This is a genomic window from Streptomyces sp. NPDC088747 (assembly GCF_044751025.1).
In the GTDB taxonomy this organism is placed as follows: Bacteria; Actinomycetota; Actinomycetes; order Streptomycetales; family Streptomycetaceae; genus Streptomyces.
On record NZ_JBIVKZ010000016.1, the window covers coordinates 14,989 to 34,259 of the forward strand.

Consider the following 19,271-nt stretch of genomic DNA (forward strand, 5'->3'; position numbering starts at 1 on the left):
GCCGTCTCCGGTCAGGCGTCCGTAGTCGCCCGGTCGTCGAGGCCCAGGTACGCGAAGACGACGTCACGCATGGGAAGGAGGGCGTCCGGGTCGATGACGGCGAGCACGTGGGCGGCGTGGTACCACCCGTCCGGGGTGAGCGCCTCCGCCAGGAGTTCCCTCGCGAGGGCGCTGTCAGGACCGGAAGGCTGCGGGAACAGGAGCGCGGTGAGCCGTCTGGCGGTCACCTCGCAGGACTCGTCGCCGGCGTGCATCGGAGTGGTCAGGCACGCGTGCGGCGCCCGGGCGACGTACGCCGCGAGAGCCGTGAGCGTCGCCGCGCGCCCCTCCTCCGTCTCCCGGCCCCGCGCGATCTCACGGGCCGTCCCGAGGTCGCCGAGGGCGGCGTACACCAGGGCGTCCACGGTCCCCGGCCGGAAGCCGGGAATCTCGCGCGCGCACTCGGCCAGCAGCCGGTCCATACGGCGACGTCCGTCGGCCGGGTCGGTGGTCCCGGCCAGGAGAGCGAGCAACGCGTCCTCCTGCTCGGGTCGCGGGCTCCCGGAGACGACTTCGGACCACAGGACCGACAGGACCTGGTGACCGCGCTCGGGGTCATGGGCACCCGCGGTGGCGAGCAGATACGCGTCGTCGCGGACGGTTTGCGAGCGGTGGCGGGGGCGTCGGCGCATGCCGTGGAGCAGGTCGTCGAACATGCGGCCCGCGCGCCGCGGGTCATGGGACCAGAGACCGGCCGCGGCCTCAGCGCTCGCGGCCCTGCTGAAGTAACCGCCCAGCCGACGGTCCCAGTCCTCCGCCGAGAGCCGCGCCACGACCTCCTCGGCGACGTCGGCGGCACCCGAACGGGCCGTGGCCTGGGCGACGTTCACCAGGGCGTTGACGCGCACCGTCCTGTCGTCGACCGCGGCGATGGCGTCAAGTGCCCGCGCGGCCAGTCGCGACGCCCGGTCGGGTTCGTGGTGCGCGCTCGCCACGGCCACGGCGGAGAGCCCCCAGGCGTGCGCCTTGGGTTCATCGAGCCGTAGGACGAGACGCTCGGCCTCGTCGGAGCGTCCGGCGCCGGCGAGCGCGCCCGCGAAGGACGCGAACGCACTGCTCTCGTCCGTGTTGATGCCGCCGGCCGTCTTCCGCTGCTCTCGCTGGGCCCGCTGAAGGACGCGCAGCGCCCGCGCCGGATCGGTGGCGGCGAGCGCGCCCGCGAGAGCGGCGACCGCTTCGGTCACGCCCGGGTTCCAGACCGTCGCCCCGCCCAACAGCAGCGCCTCGAGTCGGTCGGCGGCCCCGGCCTCCACGAGCAGCGCGGCGACGCGGGCGCCGGAGCGGTCATACACGTCGAGGTCCTGGTGCCGCCATCCGTTCTCCAGGGCCGTCCACGCTTCCACGGGCCGGCCCTCGCGGGCAAGCCCCTCGGCGACCATCTGCCACATGAGGCCCAGGTCGTCGGACGCGGCTCGCGACGGGAACTCCGTGAGCCGCCGCGCCTCGTCCACCCGGCCCTCCACGACGAGGGCGAGCACGGTGGCCGAGAGGTCCTGGCCGGTGCCACTCCGGTTCGGCCGCGTGGCATCTCCCCGGGCCAGGATCGTGCGGGCCAGGACCGCCAGGGCCTCCGCCACACGGTCCCTGTTCTCCGGCGCGGCCGGCCGCATCCGGTACAACGCCCTTGCCGCGAGCGCGAGTTCGTCCGCAGGGGGTACGAACTCTCCGGGCCACGGGCGCTGACCCCGGCCGAGGCCGCCGCCGTGATCCCCCATGCCACCGGCCGCCGTACCGGCGTCGGCGCACTGCCGGGCCAGCACGACCAGAGCGTCGTACAGCCCGGCCGCGCGCCCGGCGTCGGCACCCGCCGCCCAGGCCTCGGCCACCTGGGCGAGCGCCTGGAAACGGAGCGGCAGGAGCGTGATCCGCTCGGCGAGACGTTCCAACCGCGGCAACAGCTCGGCGCTGTCACCCGGTTCCGGCACCGCCGTGACGGTCGTCGTGAACGCCTCGACCAGGACCGCGACCCTCTCGGCGTCCTCGCCGTCCCAGTCGTCGCCCACGGAAGAGGCCCACTTGTCGAGCAGACGGCGCGCCTTCCTCCCGTTGCCCGTGGCCGCCAGGACGGCCACCAGCGTCCCCGTCGCTGTCAGAGAGAAGGGGGGATCGTCCAGGTACTCGACGGCCGCCGGCATCGCGTGGGCCGTACGCAGTGCCTCCTCCGCCACCTCCACGGCCCGCCCGTCCTTCGCGGCGGCCATCGCGCGGGCGACCCCTGTCAGCGCGGGACCGCGCAGAAGCGGGTGGAAGACGCTGTGCGCCTGGTCGATGCCCTGGTGGCCGCGGCCGAGACGGACGTACACCGCAGGGAGGTCCGGATGCGACCGGCCCTGCCGGAACACGAGGTCCTCCGCGATCGCGAGCGCCGCGAGCGCCCCCAGGTCGTCAGGGGCGGCCTGCCGGACGGTGTCCTGTGCGGCCGTGATCTCGGCGACGCACGCGGCGTCACCGCCGGTCGCCTCACGCAGCCGGTCCCACCGTCGGGCGTCGGTGGCGAGCGTGGTGGTGCGGCGGGTGTCCCCGAGTGCGGCGAGCAGGCGACGGTAGGGCTGGAGAAGGTACGACGGGGTGTCCGCGTGCCAGCCCCGCCGGGCGTAGTGGTCCGCCCACGCGTGCAGCCGGTCCAGATGTACGCCCAGATCCCGCCCGAGTTCCTCCTCCGCGGCGGTGAGGAGCGTCTCGTGGGCGAACAGGTGGCCGCGTGCGGGGACGTACGGCTCCAGGGCGTCGCCGTACGCCTCGGGGCCACCGCCTCCTCCCGCGCCCAGGACGTCACCTCCCAGCCGCAGAATCCGTCCGAACGCGCTGTCCAGCCGCTGACGCAGCTCGTGTCCCGGCTCTCCGGTGAGTTCGCGCAGGTCGTCGAGGCTGAGGGGGCCGCGGGCAGCGGTCAGGAGACCGATGAGTTCGCGTTGGAGGCGGTCGCCGGAGAGGGCTCGGCGGAGTTCGTGGGTGGCCTCGTGCTGGGTGTGGCGGGAGGCCGCCGTGGCCGACAGCGGCACGACTCGGCACTTGCGCAGCGGATGGCCGCCCTTAACGTCGGCCGGGAGGCCGGGCGCAGTGCGGCTGGTGACCAGGACACGGACGCCCGGCGGGGGACGCTCGGGCAGCAGGGAGGCGATGCTGGTGCCGGTGCCGCCGGGCGCGAGGGACTGGTCCTCGTCCAGGCCGTCCACCACCAGGAGCAGCGTGCCGCCCTCCCGCGTCACCCGCTCCGCGGCCTCCCGCAGCAGCAGCCGCCGTTCACCGTCGCGCACACTCGGCGAGCCGTCCGTGGTCGGTTCGCGGCCCGCGACGACGGCGAGTTGGTCGATGAGGGCCGCGGTGTACGCGTCGCTGTCGGACCGGCTCGCGGAGGTGACGAAGCACCAGACGGGGACGACTCCGCGCGGCGGATGGAGGGTGAACCATGACGCCAGCGCCGTCTTGCCCACCCAGGGCGGCCCCTGGAGCCAGAGGTAGGGTTTCCGCGCCCCGCAGAAGGAGACCAGGTCCGCGAGTTCCCTCTCCCGCTCATCCAGGAACTCCGGCGCCAGGTCGATGAGTTGACTCCGGTAACGCTCACGGACTAGCTCCGGGCCGGTGGGCGGTACCGCCGAAGGCAGCGTCGAGGTGTGCAGGTCGTGCGCCAGGAGCCTTTCCAGCGCGGCCAGTTCGGACGGGTCGGTAAGGCCCTCCGACCAGCGGTCCACCCGGCTCGCGGCGATCCGGCCCAGACCGTCCCCACTGTGGTGGCGGGTGACGACTCCGACCAGCCGTCCGCCACTGAAGACCGCCGCGCCGGACATGCCCTCCCACGGGTCCCGCGCCGGATCGGGGTCCGGCGCCGGCGCCGGCGCGACCCCCAGGTCGAGCGTCCCCTCACGCCGGTTGGACAGCACCGAGCAGGTCGCGTGGACGTGCTCGGCGTCCCGGAACCGTGAACCGTCCACGTCGGTACGGAGTTTGAAGCGCGGGAACCCCAGAGCGGTACACCGCGCCGTCACGTCCCGCTCGTCCAGGCGGCCGTACGAAACCGGGAGTACGTCGCCGAAGTCGCCCTCGGGAACCCGCAGTACGGCCACGTCCAGCCCCGGATGCGCCCACGCGACCCTCGCGTCGGCGGTCATCTCACCCGGCCGGTCCGCCTCGAAGCGCACCCGGATGTCCGCCGCGCCCTCGACGACGTGGGCGGCCGTCAGGACCCGTCCCGGCGCGACGAGATAGCCCGAGCCACGACGACCGCGCTCACCGGCCGGCCCCACGATGATCTCCGCGGCCCGCTCCGGCCGCAGGCCCCGGTCAGCGCTCGCCGTCAACCTCGCCACCCGTGATCAACACCGTGCGGGGCGAACCTCCGTCCGCCGGCACCGCCTTGGGCGTGAGAGTGAGTGTGATCCGCTGGGTCTCGGCGTGCGCGTACTTGCCGTTCGCCCCGGCGTCCACGACCCACAGCCGCACCCTCGCGTCCCCGCCTGCCTCCCGCGTGACGGCGACGGACGCCTCGACCTCCACGGGCCCCAACTCGAATCGGACGGCCTCCCCGTCCCCGTCGGCCAGCGCGGTGGTCAACTGCTTCCGCAACTCCCTGATCATGTCGGCCAGTTCGATCACGGTTCCCCCTCGTGCGGTGGTGATCAGATGCTACAAGTCGCACGGCGGTACCGGGTGCGCGGTCACGCACCCCGCACGGGGTGCTCGGTGACTCACCACGAGGGCCGCGGGCCGCGCCCGTGAGGACGACGGCCCGCGTCCCGACAGCGGACCGCCGTCCGTCGTCCGTCGTCCTTCGTCCTTCGTCCTTCGTCCTTCGTCAGGGTTGTACCGCGCAGGCCAGGTCGTGCGCGGGGAGCCGCCCCGTACGCAGGTACGCGTTGACGCGCCCGTCGACGCAGGCGTTGCCGTACTCGCCGTACAGGCCGTGCTGGCGGGCGCCCTTCAGGGTGAGCAGCCGGGAGCTCGGCCACTTCTCCCGCATGGCCTGGGCGCCGGCGTAGACGGTGCGCGGGTCGCCGGTGGCGGCGACGAGCAGGGCTGGGACGTCGTTGTCGAGCACGGTCGGCGCCTCGGCGGGCCGGTCCCAGAACTCGCAGGGGGTGATGTTGTTGGCCAGCGGCCCGGCGAGGGGGAACCGCTCGCGGGACCGTTCGACCTCCCGCCAGTAACTGCCGACGCCCCGCCGGTCGGCCACGTCGCCGCAGATGATCGCGGTCATCTGACTGGTGGCGGCCGAACCCGCCCCGGTCAGCAGGAACTCGAGCTGTCCGGCGAGCGCCGCGGTCGGCTCGACCGGCTTCCGGTCCGCGGCGCGCGCCAGGAGGCGTACGGTCCCGGCCAGATCGGCGCGCCGCTCGGCGAGGTCGCTGCCGAGCCCCCCGATGAAGAGAGCGGGGAGCACGTGCTCGTCCAGCCGGTAGGCGTCCCCGATCCTCAGCGGCTTCTCCGCCGCGGCGTCGAGGATGTGCTCGACCGTCGCCAGGACCTGGCCGCGCGTGTCGCCCAGCCCGTAGGTGCCGTGCCGTGCGGCGGCCCACCCCGCCCACGCGCGCAGGGCCGCCTCGTTGGCCGCCTCGGCGCCCCGCAACAGGGTGTGGCTGTAGCGCTCCGGCGGATTGACGCTGTCGAGCACCACGCGGTCGGTGCGGCCGGGGAAGAGCTGGGTGTAGACCTCGCCGAGGTAACTGCCGTAGGAGTAGCCGAGATAGGAGAGGGTGTCCTCACCGAGGGCGGCACGGACGACGTCCATGTCGCGGGCGGTGTTGCGGGTGGTGACGTACGGCAGCACGCCGCCGTGGGCGCGCTCGCACCGCTCGGCCAGGTCGCGCGCGATGGCGACCTCCTCGCGGTACCCCGCCAGGTCGGCGCCCGCAGACCGGACGAGGGCCGAGCCGAGGTCCCAGCCGCAGTCCAGCGGGGTGCTGCGACCGACGAAGCGCGGATCCATGCCGATCAGGTCGTAGCGGCCGGCGACCTCACCCATCACCTTCGACTTGGTCACCGGCATGTGGAGACTGGGGCCCGCGGGTCCGCCGTCGTTGAGCAGCAGCGGTCCGACCCGGTGGACGGTGTCGGTGGCCTTCAGCCGGGAGATGGCGACGGTGATGGTGCGGCCGCCGGGATCGCTGTAGTCGAGCGGCACGGTGATGCCGGCGCAGTCGGCGCCGGCGACGTCCAGCGCCCGGCCGGTCTCGTCGTCGGGGCCGAGGGCGCAGGTGTGCCAGTGGATTCGCTGGTTGTGTAAGCGGGCGAGTGGGTTCGATTCGGTGGTGGCGGTGGCGGTGGCGGTGGCGGTGGTAGGGGCAGGGGTGGTGTCGGTCGCGGAGGCGGAGGCGTTGGCGGGGGCGGCGGTGGTTGCCGTCGCGGTGGCGGCGAGCACCGCCGTGAACGACGCGACCGCCGTGAACGCCTTGCTACGTCGGGTAGTTGAGGCTGACATGCCCGAACGCTAGGGCGGCGGCAGACCGTGCACACTCCGGCAAGGCCCCGGAACCGGGTGGGGATATCCCCCGATGTATCCCTCGGCCCACCGGCCCGCCCACGCCTTCGACCAGGTCGCGCGGACTGGTCCTGGAGGGCCTCTCCGCGTCCGACCGACACTCGGAGCCGCCCGGACGCGACGAACGGCCGACAGCTGGCGAGTCACTCCACGAGCTTCCCTTCGGTGGACACTTCCTCCATGGCGGCGGTGATGTCCTCCGGTACAGGGGCGATGCCTTCGTGGGTGATACCCGTCGTCGCGGACCAGACGAGGTTCACCCGCAGGGCGGGATCCATGTCCGGGTAGTCGCTCCGGTTGTGGCAGCCACGGGTCTCCCGGCGCTCGATCGCCGCTTCGAGCGTGGCCCGGGCGGCGAGGGCGGCGGACTTCAGGTCGAAGGCGTGGGCGAGATCCTGGAAACCGGCGATGTCGGGGTGGACCCCGACGTTCGCCATGCGCTCGTCGATCTCGGCCAGCTCCGCCAGACCGGCGCGCAGTCCTTCCTCGTGGCGGACGACGCCCGCGTGCTCGGTCATGGTGTTGCGGACGGCGCGCTGAAGGGCACGCACGTTCTCCGGGCCGTCCGCGGCCAGCAGGCCGTCGATCTCGATCCTCGCCTCGTCCAGCGCCGCGGCCGAGCGCGGCTGCGAGGTCAGTCCCTGGGAGTACGCGGCTGCCGCCTGGCCCGTGATACGGCCGTAGACCAGCAGTTCGATGAGGCTGTTGCCGCCGAGTCGGTTGGCGCCGTGCAGACCGCTGGAGGCCTCGCCGATGGCGAACAGGCCGCGCACGTCGGTGCTGTGGTCCTCCGGCCTGACCCACACACCGCCCATCGAGTAGTGCGCGGTCGGCGCGATCTCGATCGGTTCACGGGTGATGTCCAGCATCTGGAGGTCCAGAAGCGTCTGATAGACCCTGGGCAGCCGGCTCATGATCGTCTGTCGCGGCAGGTGGGAGACGTCGAGCCACACGCCACCCTTGGGCGTGCCACGGCCTTCCTTGATCTCCGTGTAGGAGGCGAGGGCCACGCGGTCACGCGTGGACAGTTCCATGCGCTCGGGGTCGTAGCGGTTCATGAACCGCTCCCCGAGCGCGTTGCGCAGGATGCCGCCCTCGCCACGGGCCGCCTCACTGACGAGGGTGCCGGCGGCGTTCTCGGGCTCGATGATTCCGGAGGGGTGGAACTGCACCAGTTCCGGATCACGCAAGCGGGCTCCGGCCTCCACCGCCAACCGGAACGAGTCCCCGGTGTTCTCGTCGCGCCGCGAGGACGTCCGCCGCCAGATTCGGGTATGGCCGCCCGCCGCGAGAATGACTGCGTCGGCGTGGATGAGGTAGCGCGTTCCGTCATCGAGATCGAATCCGTAGGCCCCGAAAATCGCACCGTCGTGGACCAGCAGTCGCGTTATGTAGATGCTGTCGAGAACCGGGATGCGCAACTGGCTCGCCCGTCTGACAAGCGTGCGCTGGATTTCCAGACCGGTGTAGTCACCTGCGAAAGCGGTGCGCCGGAACTTGTGCGCGCCGAAAAAACGCTGGGATATGCGGCCGTCCTCCTCCCGGGCGAAGGCCATGCCGTAGCGCTCCAGGTCGTCGATGCCCAGAGCGGCGCCCTGGGTGACGATCTCGACGGTGCGCGGGTCGGCGAGGAGGTAGCTCTCCTTGAGAGTGTCCGCGGCGTGCTGTTGCCAGCTGTCCTCGGGGTCCATGGTGGCCAGGGCCGCGTTGATGCCTCCGGCCGCCAGGGCGGTGTGCGCGTCGTCCTTGGGGCGCTTGCCGACGGCAAGAACGTCCATGCCTGCCTCGGCCAGTTCGATTGCCGCCCGTAGTCCCGCTCCGCCCGTGCCGATCACCAACACCATGGTGGACAGACGTCGTTCGGTGATAGCCACGTTCGCTCCGATCAGTTGAGTCGTCATCGGTACGACCGGTTGATCTTGCTGTTTGTGACACCAGGCCAATGGCTTCCATTGTCTCAGCGTGTCCATTCCCACGCAGTTCCGGCGCCGCGGACGGCCGACCGCACAGCGGCCTGTCGCCGTAATTGTCTTCCGCTTCCGGAAAGTATTCGTGACCCACCGCACATTCACGCTTCCCCTGTGAGTCCGCCGCTCTTCCGCAATGGGCCGCCGAATTCTCCGTACGACGAAGATTTGTCTCCGGGGAGTGTCACATTCGCGACGGGTCGCCTGTCAGATGGCCTGGAGCGAGCGTTCATTCGCCGCGAGCCGAACGATCGGCCCGGTCACCCCGCCAATGTGGGGGTGAGCGCCGCGCCCCCTCATCGTCGATCCGTCATCGGACCTGGTCGACCCATCGCCTCGAAAGGCGCAGTCATGAACACACGCATCTACAACCGTCGTTCCCGCACCCCGCTCGCCCTCCTGGCCGCCGGTGGCGTCGCCGCCGCTCTCATGGCCACCTCGGCAGCCCCGGCGAGCGCCGACCAGCGCACGACCTCGCACGCCAAACCCACCGTCGTCCTTGTCCACGGAGCGTTCGCCGACTCCAGCGGTTGGAACGGTGTCGTCAAGAAGCTCAAGCACGAGGGGTATCCGGTGGTGGCCGCGGCCAACCCGCTGCGCGGCCTGAGCAGCGACTCCGCCTACCTCAAGGACGTCCTGGCCGGCATCAAGGGTCCCGTCGTTCTCGCCGGACACTCCTACGGCGGCGCGGTCATCAGTAACGCCGCGACCGGCAACAAGAACGTCAAGGCACTTGTCTACGTCGCCGCCTTCGTCCCGGAGAAGGGTGAGAGCGCGCTCGACCTGGCGGCCAGGTTCCCCGGCAGCACTCTCGGCCAGGCTCTGCACCCGGTCCCGGTGACCAACCCCGATGGCAGCAGGGGTGCCGATCTCTACATCCAGGAGGGTAAGTTCGGGAGCCAGTTCGCGGCGGACGTCTCCCGCGACACGGCCGAGCTCATGGCGGTCGCCCAACGGCCGGTGACCGAAGCCGCCTTGGCGGAGAAGTCCTCCGAGCCGGCCTGGAAGACCATCCCGACCTGGGACCTGGTGGCCACCCAGGACCTCAACATCCCCCCGAAGGCTCAGGCCTTCATGGCCGAGCGGGCCGGTGCCCACACGGTCGAGGTGAAGGCCTCACACGCCGTGCACGTCTCCCGGCCGGACAAGGTCACCGAGATCATCGTGGACGCGGCCCGAACGGTCCGCTGAGACCACGATTCCCCCGCGGACGCCGGGGCGGTGTGACGTCCCCGCCCCGCCGTCCGCACCCCTGTGCGCAGTCAACTGTCCTGCCGACTGCCTCTCACCGAGGGGGAGTTCACGCGGCCAGTGAGGTGACGTAGGGAGCCAGCTTGACCGGGTTCATCACCCACATGATCCGCTCGACGCCCTGTGGTGACACGTCGAGACACAGCAGAGCGGCCGCGTCGCCGCCGAAGGTGACCAATACGGCGGGGCGACCATTCGCCTCGACCCAGCTGATGTCAGACCCGGGCCAGAATCGCGGGGCGAACGCTTTGAGATAGTGGGCCACGTGCTGACGTCCCACGACCGGGATTTTCGAGGCCCCGCGTACGCCGCCGCCGTCGGAGTAGCTGATGACGTCCTCGGCGAGAACTTTCTCGAGCGTGGCCAGATCACCCGTCCTTGCCGCGGTGAGGAACACCTCCAGCAGGCGCCGGTGTTCAGCCCGGCTGACGGACTCCTTGCGTTCGGCGGCCAGGTGTTTGCGTGAGCGGCTCACCAGCTGGCGGGCGTTGGCCTCACTGGTGTCCAGAATCTGTGCGATCTGCGGGTAGGGATAGTCGAACGCCTCGCGCAGGACGTAGGCGGCCCGCTCCACCGGGTTGAGTTTCTCCAGAACAAGGAGAACCGCCAGCTCGACAGCTTCGGCCCGTTCGGCGCCCACGTTCGGGTCCCGGCTGGTATCCACGGGCTCGGGCAGCCATGAGCCCACGTAGGCCTCCCGCCGCACCCGGGCTGACTTTGCCACGTTGATCGCGAGCCGGGTGGCGACCGTCGTCAGGAAGGCCGTGGGCTCGACGATGCCCTGCCGGTCGGTGTCCTGCCACCGCAGCCAGGCTTCCTGGACAATGTCCTCGGCCTCCGCGGAACTGCCGAGCACGCGATAGGCGACACCGAAGAGTTGTGGACGCGCGTCCATGAACTCCCGCGTCGCGATCGCGAGCGAACCGGTGTCGTCCTCAGCGCGCATGGTCATCCCTCTCAGCACGGCCAATATTACAACCGTTCCGGTGAGCACGCTTCTGCGGCCCAAGCTCCCACACGGTCCCCGGCCTGGTGTTTGTACGCGCGATCCGCTGTCGCGGGACCGATCTACCGGGCGGTCAGGGTCATCGCCAGGACCGCCGGGTCGTCGCGGCCGGGCATCGGCGCGAACCCGTGCTCCGCGAGGGCGCCCGTCAGCTCGGCCCGGCTCGCCGGCCACATCCAGAACGTCTCCGTGTGCTCCCGCAGCACCCGCTGCCTCTCCCGCACCCAGTACTCGAAACGGGCCCGGATCCGCGACCTGTCGGCTGCCATGATCAGACGCCCTCCGTACACGTGCGCTCCGACGCGCTGCTCGGGATAGAACCGGACGATCTCCCTCCTGGGGAGCCGGGCGGGCGGGAGATCCAGGAGCAGGGAGCCGCCGGGAACGAGTGCGCGGGCGACAGCCGGCCACAGAGCACGCCGGTCGGCGGGTGCGAGGCAGGCGATCATGTTGTGGCAGACGGCCACGTCCGCGACCTTCCGCAGTTCCGCCTCGTCGAGGGGCCGAGGGTGCACGGTGACCCGTGCCAGCCGGGCGGCAGGCAGTGCCGACAGGCGGGTCATCAGCGGCGCGCGCATCGCCCGTGCGGGCTCGACCGCGTGTACGCGTACGCCGGACCGGGCCAGGCTCATCATCGTGACGCGTCCGGTGCCGGCGCCGATGTCGAGAACCCCCAGGCACGCGCCGGCGACATCGCGGCCGTAGAGGTCACGGACCCGCGTCTCGTCCTGCCGGGCCTGGAGGATGTCGTAGAACTCGGCGCTGACCGTGTAGCCGTCGTCGCTCTGTGCCCGATCGAGCCGTGCTCTCGATATGACTGGTTGCATAGGGACCATCACAGTCGATAAGTAACCTTTGTTCCCGATGTCAGCATCAGGATCCCACTCGGTGCCCGCCGGGGCACGGGGGAACCGGAGGGGGGAGAGACGGAGGTCACGGTCCGCTGTTGTCACGGCAGCCGGATGTCCCTGGTCAGTACGGTGTAACTGTCCTTACACCGAGGAGATCCCCTCATGGATTCCCGCGTCAATTACTTCGGCAACGCTCTGGCCGGCAAGGTCATGAAGCACCTCAACTCCGCCAACAAGGTGGTGGCCGACTCGACCCTGCCGCTCGCGACCCAGGAACTGGTGAAGATCCGCGCCAGTCAGATCAACGGCTGCGGTTTCTGCACGGACATGCACACCAAGGACGCCACCGCCGCGGGTGAGACGCAGGATCGTCTGAATCTGGTGGCGGTCTGGCGCGAGGCCAAGGTCTTCACCGACGCGGAGCGCGCCGCCCTGGAGATAGCCGAGCAGGGCACCCGCATCGCGGACGCGGCGGGCGGTGTCCCGGACGACGTCTGGGCGAACGCCGCGAAGCACTTCGACGAGGACCAGCTCGCCGCACTGATCTCACTGGTCGCGATCATCAACGCGTACAACCGCATCAACGTCATCAACCAGCAGCCCGCGGGTGATTACAAGCCGGGCATGTTCGGCTGAGCCGACGTCCCGGCATGTTCGGTTGAGACGACCCGGCATGTTCAGCTGAGCCGACGTCCGCCCTCGCCGGACATCGCCCGGCCTTCGCCGACAGCGCCGACCAGGCCGAATCGCGGCCCCCAGAGGTGACATCGCCTCTGGGGGCCGCGGCGTGACCGGACGCCCGGTCCTGAGTGCCCGCGTCTGGTCCGGCGGCCGGTCGAGGAGGCAATCGACGGCGAGGGCGACCGACTTCAGCAGTTCCCCGAAGTCCTGGGAGGCGAGTGGCTCCACGGGGAGGACGTAGCGCAGCAGGACGAGGCCGGTCAGCTGTGCGCGGACCAGGGAGGCGAACTCGGGTGTCCGTTCGGTCTCCGTGGGGACGATCCGGCTCAGGCAGGAGACGAAGGAAGCCTGGATGTGGTCGCGGGACACGTGGGCGTCCGCCTCGTCCGCCAGGCCGGCCCTGAAGGCGGCGACGAGTGCCGGTCGGGTCGACTCGTCCTCCCAGCGGGAGAGGAACACGTCCGGACGATTTTCTCGCCCCGGCTCATCAGTACGCCGTTCGCCGCCTCCTCCTCGGTGAGGGAGTCGAAGATGCTGGATATCTCGACCCGCGAGGAGACGGCCGCCTGAAAGAGACCGTCCTTGCTGTCGAAGAAGTGGTGGATCAACGCCGGGTCCACTTCCGCCTGTTCGGCGACCTTGCGCATGGTGGCGCCCGAGTAGCCCTTGGCGGCGAAGAGTTGCAGCGCGGCCGCGAGGATCCGGGTTCTCGTCCCACCCTCCCCGGGTCGACGGCCTCTGCCCCGTGCGGGCCGACTCCCGTCAGCGGCCGGGTTCTCGACGTGATTGCTCATCCTGCCTCCGGAATGCCCGAGTCGGCGACGTTGTGGTGAAGGCCCCGGCACGAGACATCGTGAACCGAGCCCTTGACGGTTACGGGCGATCCGGCGCGACGCCGGCCTCGTGGCGGGCTCGGATGATCGCGACGACGGTGTCGGCGGTGCGGTCGAGATGACTACGGCCGTCGGGCAACCGAGCCGTCGTACTGATGTAACTGCGCGGCCCGACGTGGGTGGCCGGGTCGAGCCGGTGCACCGTGACCTTTCCGGCGCGCTCGGCCCGGTTCCACGCGCTGCCTCTGAAGAGCGGCCAGCGTTGCGGAAAGAGCCAGGTGCCGACACGTTCGATCCGGTCGCCCGCACTGGTCAGTCGATGCAGGTGCTCGGCACGGGTGAGGTCGTTGGCGCCGTTGTGGAACCCGCCGAGCGTGATCAGCAGGAGAGGGGCGGGCAGTTGGGCGTGCAGTTCGTCGACAGCGCCGCCGGCCACCTGGGCGCCGCCGCTGTAGCTGAGCAGCACCACCGGGATACCGCTGCCCGGTTGATAGCCGGCTAGCTGGAGTTGCGTGGAAATCTGGGAGCCGACGGCCCGGTTGTACAAGGGGCGGTACCGGTGGTCGGCGGCGACGAAGATCTGCATGACGTTGTGCAGGAACAGCAGCAGCGCGATGCGGCGGCGCAGCCACGCCCACACGGGGCGGTCGGCGAGCGGGTCGGCAAGCGGTGAGTAGGGCTGTACCTGGCCCAGCACCCGCAGTTCGGGCGCTCGCGAGATCAGTGCCTTGACCAGCTGGCCGCCGTCCCGACTGTCGCGCACACGGCGTTTGCCGATGCCGTCCAGGTAGACGAGGTAGGCGTCCGGGGGTGTGCCAGGGCTCGCACCCCGGGCGTAGGGCACGCCCTCCGGGAGCTCGTCGACCGGGCGGCGCCAGCCGGCGCCGTAGGCCAACACCTCGTAGCGGGCCAGCAGCGCTTCGGCGAGGAGGGCCGGTCCGATGGCGAAGACCCAGAGCACGAAGTCGTTCATGGGCTCGGCTCCCGTGCCTCGACAGCGCTGATCCGTACGACCAGACGCCGAACGGCCTCCACGGTCACGCCGAGTCCGGCCCCGGCGAGGGCGACGCACCCGGCGGCGCCCCACCAGCCCAGGTCGGTCGCCGCGGCGAGCGGGCCGACCAGACCGGCGCCGACTCCGACGAAGAGCAGGAGGTGCAGGAGGGGCCCGAGCAGCGGGAAAGCGAGGACGGCGGAGAGCAGGAGCGGGGCGAGCAGCTCCGGTGTCCACACCAACCCCGGCCCCCTGGGTGGAGAGGACAGGATGAGCTCGGCCAAGGTCCACGCGGTCAGCGGCCACAACGCGAACACGGCGCCCTCGACGAGGCCACCGGCACAGAGCAACCCGGCCACCCGAGTCCGGGACATACCGGGGCGGCGTACCGCCAGAGGCAGGATGCGACCGGCGGCCTCCGACACTCCCGCGAGCAGCAGCAGGACGACGAGTGCCATCGCTCAACCCCGCCGCGAGTGATCGGCGGGCGATGCCCGACGGACCGAGCCGGCCATCTGTAGGTACCGTTCGCATTCGTCGGCGGCGCGCCGATAACCACCTGCCTCGACCTGCGCGACCCGCAGGGCCGACACCGCCGTCCGGAACCGGGGGTCGTCGAGCAGCCGCCTGGCGAGGACTCGGACGGAGTTCCCGGTGACGTCCTGGGTGCGGATCGACAGGCCGGCGCCGAGTTCCACGACGCGACGGGCAACCATCGGCTGGTCGGCGCCCTGGGGGACCACCAGCATCGGGACCCCGGCGTACATGGCCTCGTTGACGCTGTTCATTCCGCCGTGGGTGATGAACAGCGCCGCGCGTGCCAGCACTTCCGGTTGCGGGACGAAACGGCGGGCCACCACGTTGGCGGGCAACGCACCCAGCGCGTCGGGATCGGTCTGCCCGGTGGAGATGACGACAGAGCCGCCCAGCGGGGCGAGCCCGGAGGCGAAACCGCGCAGCAACCGGGGGTTGGCGTTGAACACCGTGCCCAAGGACGCGTAGAGCACCGGGTCCTTCAGCCGGTCGGCCCGGAACGACGGGTCGGCGGGCCGGGCGCCGATGCTCGGTCCCACGAATCGGTAGGAGTGACCGAAGCTCTCGACGGCAGGCTGGAATTCCCGCGAGGTGTAGACCAGGTTGAGCGGCTGGCGGATGTTCCCCAGGTCGAACAAGGGCAGCCCGTTCGTGTCGAAGCGCCGGCGAAGCTCCCGACGCGACCGTAGGTAGCCCTTAAGACTGCCCGGTCGAGTCGCTGCCGCGGCCAGTAGGTCCCACGAGCCGCGAGTGGGGCTGGGCACCTGCCGGTTGAAGGCGAAGGTGGTGAAGGACGACGCCGCCGGCACCTTGAGTTCGCGGGCGGCGACCGCGCCCCACAGGCAGGCGTTGTCGTGAACGATCAGATCGGGCCGGATGCCGCTCAGGTCGGCGAGCACCGGAGGCAGCAGGCGTACGGCTGTACTCGCGAGCCCTTCCAGCAGCGTGACCGGCGTCGGCGGATCGGGGAGCGGTTGATCGCCCCCGGGATACAGCCAGACCCTCGCGCCGGCAGCCGCGACTTCCTCGCGGAACGCGGGCGACGTGTGGTAGCTGACGGAGTGCCCGCGCCGGACAAGCTCGGCGACGAGCGGCAGCGTCGGGTTGACGCGCCCGTGCATGGCGATGTTGAGGAACGCGACGGTACTCACAGGGCGACTCCCGGTACTGAGGGTTGCGAGGTCGCGCCCGGGCCGGTCAGGGTCACCGCCGGATCGTCGGCCCGGTACAGCCCCGGGCCGCTGACACCCAGCCCGTTGAGAAAGCTCCCGGCGGTACGGCAGGCGGTACTGATCAGCCGCTGGGAGTGGCCGAAGTCCCACGGCGCGGGCCAGGCGTCGACACCTGTGGGCAGTACGACGGTCGGAATGTGCCGGGCGGCCTCCTGCAGGTCACGCTCGATCTGGTGGCGTACAAACAGCAGCCCGGCCCTGGCGGCGATCGCGCCGGCCCGGCGGCGCGGGACGTCCGGGCTCAAAGGCGAGCCCTCCGGACCGGTCGACAGCACCACCACGCTGGCTGCCCCGGCCTGCAGAGCGGCCAGCACGGGAACGTAGGCGATCACCCCGCCGTCGACGAGCGTCCTGCCCTCCCTGTCCACCGGAGGGAGGATCCCGGGAACGGCGGCACTGGCCAGTAGCGCGGACTCGAGGTCTCCGTGGTCGAGCAGTGCCGGAGCGCCGGTCACCAGGTCCATGGCCACCGCGGTGAACGGGACCGCCAACTGTTCGATCCGGGAGGGCAGCCAGGCTCGGCTGATCAGGCGGCGCAGACCACGGTCGGTGAAGATACTGGCCCGGGAGGACAGGTAACCCAGTGGATACACCTCGCGACGACTCAAGCGGGTCCACAGGTCGTCCAGCCATGGCGCGGCCCTGTCCGGATGCGCGGCCGCGATGGCCCCGGTGAGGGCACCCACCGAAGTGCCGATGATCATGTCCGGTACGAAGCCGCGCTGTTCCAGCGCGCGTCCGACACCGACATGGGCTGCTCCGAGCACGCCACCGGCGCCCACCACCGCGGCCACGGGACGGGGGAGACCGCGCAGTCCGGACGTGGGGTCCTCGGGCGGTCCGCTCGCTGAGAGGGGAGGGACGCCCCGATGACCCGCGAGGGCCCGGTGCATGTCCGGACCGCTCGTCGGACCGCCCCTGCTGATGTCCGGGCGAACCCACGCGGCCGGTCTCCGGCCGTCGGCAAACTTCATGATCAACGTCCTCACCACCCGTGGAAATCGGATCGGCTTCCTAAAAGCGTCCGGGTGGCAGCCCGATCTGTGACATCAGCCGATGGACGTGTTTCACCAGTCGGTGGACACGACGATCGAAGGCGTCCCCGAGTCTCGCGACGATGCCTCGCCCGAGCCGGTCCGGAGGTGTGCGGCGCCCGGCGGGACAGGCCGTGCCGATTGCCGCGCCGCGAAGCCGCGGGGCGGGGGAGGCTGTCGCCGAGCCCGTGGTGGCGTGAACTCGGCCTGCGGCGTCGACCCGGTCGACGAAGGTGACCGTCTCTTCGAGCGGCGCCCGGCCGGTGCGGGTGTGACCCACCGTGACGTCTTCGAATCCGATGGACATGCCGCAGAAGAGGAGGAGCTCGGCCGGGGGCGACACGACCTCCGCGACGGACCGGTGGTACTTCGCCCAAGCCATCTGCGTGCAACTGTGCAGCCCTTCGGCTCGGAGCAGCAGCATGACCGTCTGCAGATACATGCCGACGTCGGACCACTGGGCCGGGCCCAGGTCGCGGTCGATGTAGCAGAACAGGGCGGCGGGTGCGCCGAAGCAGTCCCAGTTCCCGGAAGCGGCCCGCTGCCGCGCCTCCACGTCCTCACGCGGAATGCCGAGCGTGCCGTAGAGCCGCTCTCCGAAGTCGGATCGGCGCTCCCGGTAGGGGGACTTGAGCTCGCGCGGGTACTGCTCGTACTCCGGCTCGTCCCACGGCTCGCCCGCGGCCAGGCGCTCACCGGCGCGCTTCTTGAGTGCGGCCAGCGGGGCGCCGGTCAGCACGTAGACGTGCCACGGCTGGAGGTTCGAGGCGGACGGTGAGCGGGCCGCGGCGGACAGCACGCGTTCCAGTACCTCCGTCGGGACCTGCTGCCCGGTGAATCCGCGCACTGCCCGCCGGCCGGCGACCGCCTCATAGGCGTCCAAGATCGCCTACCTCCCATCTGTTCGACGACTCAGCTTTAGTTGCGTTCGCGATAGTCTCGTTCAATACTATCGCGCAGCGCAACTACCCCTGACGCATATTCCAGCCCCCGGCCCCCGTCCCGGGGGCGCCTCTTGGAGGAAGTCCATGGCCACACTGCTGCACATCGACTCGTCCGTGTTCCCCGGCGAAATGTCCTCGTCCCGGTCGGTCGCGGACGCCTTCCGCAGGGCATGGGAGGAACAGCACCCGGAGGGCGTGGTGATCTACCGCGACCTCGCCGCCGACCCGGTCCCGCACATCACCGCCGACGCCCACACCGGCGGTTTCGCCGCCCCGTCCGAGCGCACGCCGGAACAGTCCGCAGCGTTCGCGGTACGGGTACGGCTCATCGAGGAACTGGAGCGGGCGGACGCCATTCTGATCGGCGCCCCGATGTACAACTACGGGATCCCGTCGACCCTCAAGGCGTGGCTGGACAACGTGATCCTGCCCGGCCGCACCACCGGCGGCACCCCCTCCGTCCAGGGTGCGCCGGTCACGGTCGTCGCCAGCCGGGGCGGTTCCTACGCGCCGGGTGCTCCCCGCGAGGGCTACGAGTTCGTACAGAACTACCTGACTGCGGTCCTGAATGGCTCCCTCGGCCTGGACCCGCATTTCATCGTTCCGGAATTCACCATGGCCCCCCGAAACCCGGCCATGTCCGAACTGATCCCCCTGTTCGAGGCCTCTCGTGAGCGCGCCTTCGCGGATGCGATCACCAGGGCCAAGGAACTCGCCGAGCGCCTCGCCGCGTAGTCCGGGGCCGGAGACGCCGTGTGCCGCCCAGAGGGGACGTCACGCGGCGTCCTGCCGACCGTGCCTTCTCGGGGTTGCTCGCGGAGGGCTGGTTCGCGGGTGCGCTTACCCTTCGCCGTCGGTGGAGTCGGCGAATCGCGTCAGCAGATCCGTCAGCTTCTCGGTCTCGTCGGACCCCAGTCGGGCGACCAGGCGTTCGGCCATCGGGGTCGCCGCCACATGGGCCGCGTCGAAGAGCTCGATGCCCTCGGGAGTGATCTCCACGGCCTTCGCCCGGCGGTCCCCAGGAACGGCCTTGCGTACGGCCAGTCCCTTGCGTTCGAGGTCGTCGACCACCCGCATCACGCCGGCCTTGTCCGTTCCTGTCGCCACTGCCAGGTCCCGCTGCATCGTGGCGCCGCGGTCGGCCAGCACGATCAGCACCGCGAAATGCCGCAGCTCGATACCGAGTGGCCGCAAGGCCTCCGTCATCACCGCGGCCGCGCGCCAGTGGGCCCGGCGCAGCAGCAGACCCACAGCGAACGGCGAGGTGTCCCCGGGGCGATCGGTCGCACGCGAGGTTGCGACTGGGTTCGGTACGTCGGAGGGCATGAGGGAAGATTATCAGCCACCTTCTCATTCGATACGGTATCGCTTGAAATCAGTGGACCGGGTGACGCGTCGCGTCGGCCATCCCGCCTGCGGGGCCTCGGCCC

Annotated in this window: 15 protein-coding genes and 2 pseudogenes; 3 read left to right on the forward strand and 14 right to left on the reverse strand. The window is 70.9% G+C overall.

Going from position 1 to position 19,271, the window contains the following annotated elements; translation table 11 throughout:
• Positions 1 to 11: 11 nt before the first annotated feature.
• From ACIP79_RS31170 to ACIP79_RS31185, 4 genes are all read right to left on the reverse strand, one after another.
• Positions 12 to 4,337: a trypsin-like peptidase domain-containing protein gene (locus ACIP79_RS31170; RefSeq protein ID WP_401228499.1), complete on the reverse strand. Its 4,326-nt coding sequence runs from the start codon at positions 4,335 to 4,337 to the stop codon at positions 12 to 14.
• Complete coding sequence (locus tag ACIP79_RS31175; protein ID WP_401228501.1) at positions 4,321 to 4,632, reverse strand: trypco2 family protein; 312 nt, start codon at positions 4,630 to 4,632, stop codon at positions 4,321 to 4,323. The genes ACIP79_RS31170 and ACIP79_RS31175 overlap by 17 nt, the downstream gene beginning before the upstream one ends.
• 199 nt (positions 4,633 to 4,831) lie before the next feature.
• Complete coding sequence (locus ACIP79_RS31180) at positions 4,832 to 6,454, reverse strand: alpha/beta hydrolase (protein ID WP_401228503.1); 1,623 nt, start codon at positions 6,452 to 6,454, stop codon at positions 4,832 to 4,834.
• A 203-nt stretch (positions 6,455 to 6,657) separates the two neighbouring features.
• Complete coding sequence (locus ACIP79_RS31185; RefSeq protein WP_401228833.1) at positions 6,658 to 8,358, reverse strand: FAD-binding protein; 1,701 nt, start codon at positions 8,356 to 8,358, stop codon at positions 6,658 to 6,660.
• Positions 8,359 to 8,832: 474 nt separating this feature from the next.
• Here ACIP79_RS31185 and ACIP79_RS31190 point away from each other — a divergent pair, with 474 nt between their 5' ends.
• The gene (locus tag ACIP79_RS31190) at positions 8,833 to 9,672 is read left to right on the forward strand and encodes an alpha/beta fold hydrolase (protein WP_401228505.1); all 840 of its coding nucleotides are present in this window, start codon (positions 8,833 to 8,835) and stop codon (positions 9,670 to 9,672) included.
• 109 nt (positions 9,673 to 9,781) lie between these two features.
• Here ACIP79_RS31190 and ACIP79_RS31195 read toward each other — a convergent pair whose 3' ends face one another.
• Both ACIP79_RS31195 and ACIP79_RS31200 read right to left on the reverse strand, forming a co-directional pair.
• Positions 9,782 to 10,678 (reverse strand): RNA polymerase sigma-70 factor, encoded by an 897-nt coding sequence (locus tag ACIP79_RS31195; RefSeq protein ID WP_401228507.1) that lies wholly within the window; start codon positions 10,676 to 10,678, stop codon positions 9,782 to 9,784.
• Between the two features lie 122 nt (positions 10,679 to 10,800).
• Positions 10,801 to 11,565, reverse strand: coding sequence for a class I SAM-dependent methyltransferase (locus ACIP79_RS31200; RefSeq protein WP_401228509.1), 765 nt, complete (start codon positions 11,563 to 11,565; stop codon positions 10,801 to 10,803).
• A gap of 186 nt (positions 11,566 to 11,751) precedes the next feature.
• Between ACIP79_RS31200 and ACIP79_RS31205 the strand changes: the two genes are divergently transcribed.
• Positions 11,752 to 12,225: a carboxymuconolactone decarboxylase family protein gene (locus ACIP79_RS31205; protein WP_387179649.1), complete on the forward strand. Its 474-nt coding sequence runs from the start codon at positions 11,752 to 11,754 to the stop codon at positions 12,223 to 12,225.
• Here ACIP79_RS31205 and ACIP79_RS31210 read toward each other — a convergent pair.
• The 7 genes and pseudogenes from ACIP79_RS31210 to ACIP79_RS31240 all read right to left on the reverse strand — a co-directional run.
• A complete protein-coding gene (locus tag ACIP79_RS31210) occupies positions 12,136 to 12,729 on the reverse strand; it encodes a hypothetical protein (protein ID WP_401228511.1) in 594 nt (197 codons plus the stop codon). The two genes, ACIP79_RS31205 and ACIP79_RS31210, sit on opposite strands and share 90 nt — an antisense overlap.
• Before the next feature lie 113 nt (positions 12,730 to 12,842).
• A pseudogene (locus tag ACIP79_RS31215) lies at positions 12,843 to 13,064 on the reverse strand (helix-turn-helix domain-containing protein); the annotation flags it as partial.
• A gap of 79 nt (positions 13,065 to 13,143) precedes the next feature.
• Positions 13,144 to 14,076: a hypothetical protein gene (locus ACIP79_RS31220; RefSeq protein WP_401228513.1), complete on the reverse strand. Its 933-nt coding sequence runs from the start codon at positions 14,074 to 14,076 to the stop codon at positions 13,144 to 13,146.
• Positions 14,073 to 14,555, reverse strand: coding sequence for a hypothetical protein (locus ACIP79_RS31225; protein ID WP_401228515.1), 483 nt, complete (start codon positions 14,553 to 14,555; stop codon positions 14,073 to 14,075). Before ACIP79_RS31225 ends, ACIP79_RS31220 begins: the two co-directional genes overlap by 4 nt.
• Before the next feature lie 3 nt (positions 14,556 to 14,558).
• Complete coding sequence (locus tag ACIP79_RS31230) at positions 14,559 to 15,782, reverse strand: macrolide family glycosyltransferase (protein ID WP_401228517.1); 1,224 nt, start codon at positions 15,780 to 15,782, stop codon at positions 14,559 to 14,561.
• Positions 15,779 to 16,837, reverse strand: coding sequence for a patatin-like phospholipase family protein (locus ACIP79_RS31235; protein WP_401228519.1), 1,059 nt, complete (start codon positions 16,835 to 16,837; stop codon positions 15,779 to 15,781). The genes ACIP79_RS31230 and ACIP79_RS31235 overlap by 4 nt, the downstream gene beginning before the upstream one ends.
• Positions 16,838 to 17,120: 283 nt before the next feature.
• A pseudogene (locus ACIP79_RS31240) lies at positions 17,121 to 17,780 on the reverse strand (nitroreductase); the annotation flags it as partial.
• A gap of 145 nt (positions 17,781 to 17,925) precedes the next feature.
• Here ACIP79_RS31240 and ACIP79_RS31245 point away from each other — a divergent pair.
• Positions 17,926 to 18,576 (forward strand): FMN-dependent NADH-azoreductase, encoded by a 651-nt coding sequence (locus ACIP79_RS31245; protein WP_401228521.1) that lies wholly within the window; start codon positions 17,926 to 17,928, stop codon positions 18,574 to 18,576.
• Positions 18,577 to 18,681: 105 nt separating this feature from the next.
• Here ACIP79_RS31245 and ACIP79_RS31250 read toward each other — a convergent pair whose 3' ends face one another.
• Entirely contained in the window at positions 18,682 to 19,167 is a 486-nt protein-coding gene (locus ACIP79_RS31250) for a MarR family winged helix-turn-helix transcriptional regulator (RefSeq protein ID WP_401228523.1), read from the reverse strand.
• Between the last annotated feature and the right edge of the window lie 104 nt (positions 19,168 to 19,271).

Bases quoted from the DNA above. Each gene is read 5' to 3' on its own strand.
- ACIP79_RS31180 (WP_401228503.1), bottom strand. From the start codon at position 6,454: ATGTCAGCCTCAACTACCCGACGTAGCAAGGCGTTCACGGCGGTCGCG.
- ACIP79_RS31185 (WP_401228833.1), bottom strand. From the start codon at position 8,358: ATGGTGTTGGTGATCGGCACGGGCGGAGCGGGACTACGGGCGGCAATC.
- ACIP79_RS31190 (WP_401228505.1), top strand. From the start codon at position 8,833: ATGAACACACGCATCTACAACCGTCGTTCCCGCACCCCGCTCGCCCTC.
- ACIP79_RS31195 (WP_401228507.1), bottom strand. From the start codon at position 10,678: ATGCGCGCTGAGGACGACACCGGTTCGCTCGCGATCGCGACGCGGGAG.
- ACIP79_RS31200 (WP_401228509.1), bottom strand. From the start codon at position 11,565: ATGCAACCAGTCATATCGAGAGCACGGCTCGATCGGGCACAGAGCGAC.
- ACIP79_RS31205 (WP_387179649.1), top strand. From the start codon at position 11,752: ATGGATTCCCGCGTCAATTACTTCGGCAACGCTCTGGCCGGCAAGGTC.
- ACIP79_RS31220 (WP_401228513.1), bottom strand. From the start codon at position 14,076: ATGAACGACTTCGTGCTCTGGGTCTTCGCCATCGGACCGGCCCTCCTC.
- ACIP79_RS31225 (WP_401228515.1), bottom strand. From the start codon at position 14,555: ATGGCACTCGTCGTCCTGCTGCTGCTCGCGGGAGTGTCGGAGGCCGCC.
- ACIP79_RS31235 (WP_401228519.1), bottom strand. From the start codon at position 16,837: ATGAAGTTTGCCGACGGCCGGAGACCGGCCGCGTGGGTTCGCCCGGAC.
- ACIP79_RS31245 (WP_401228521.1), top strand. From the start codon at position 17,926: ATGGCCACACTGCTGCACATCGACTCGTCCGTGTTCCCCGGCGAAATG.
- ACIP79_RS31250 (WP_401228523.1), bottom strand. From the start codon at position 19,167: ATGCCCTCCGACGTACCGAACCCAGTCGCAACCTCGCGTGCGACCGAT.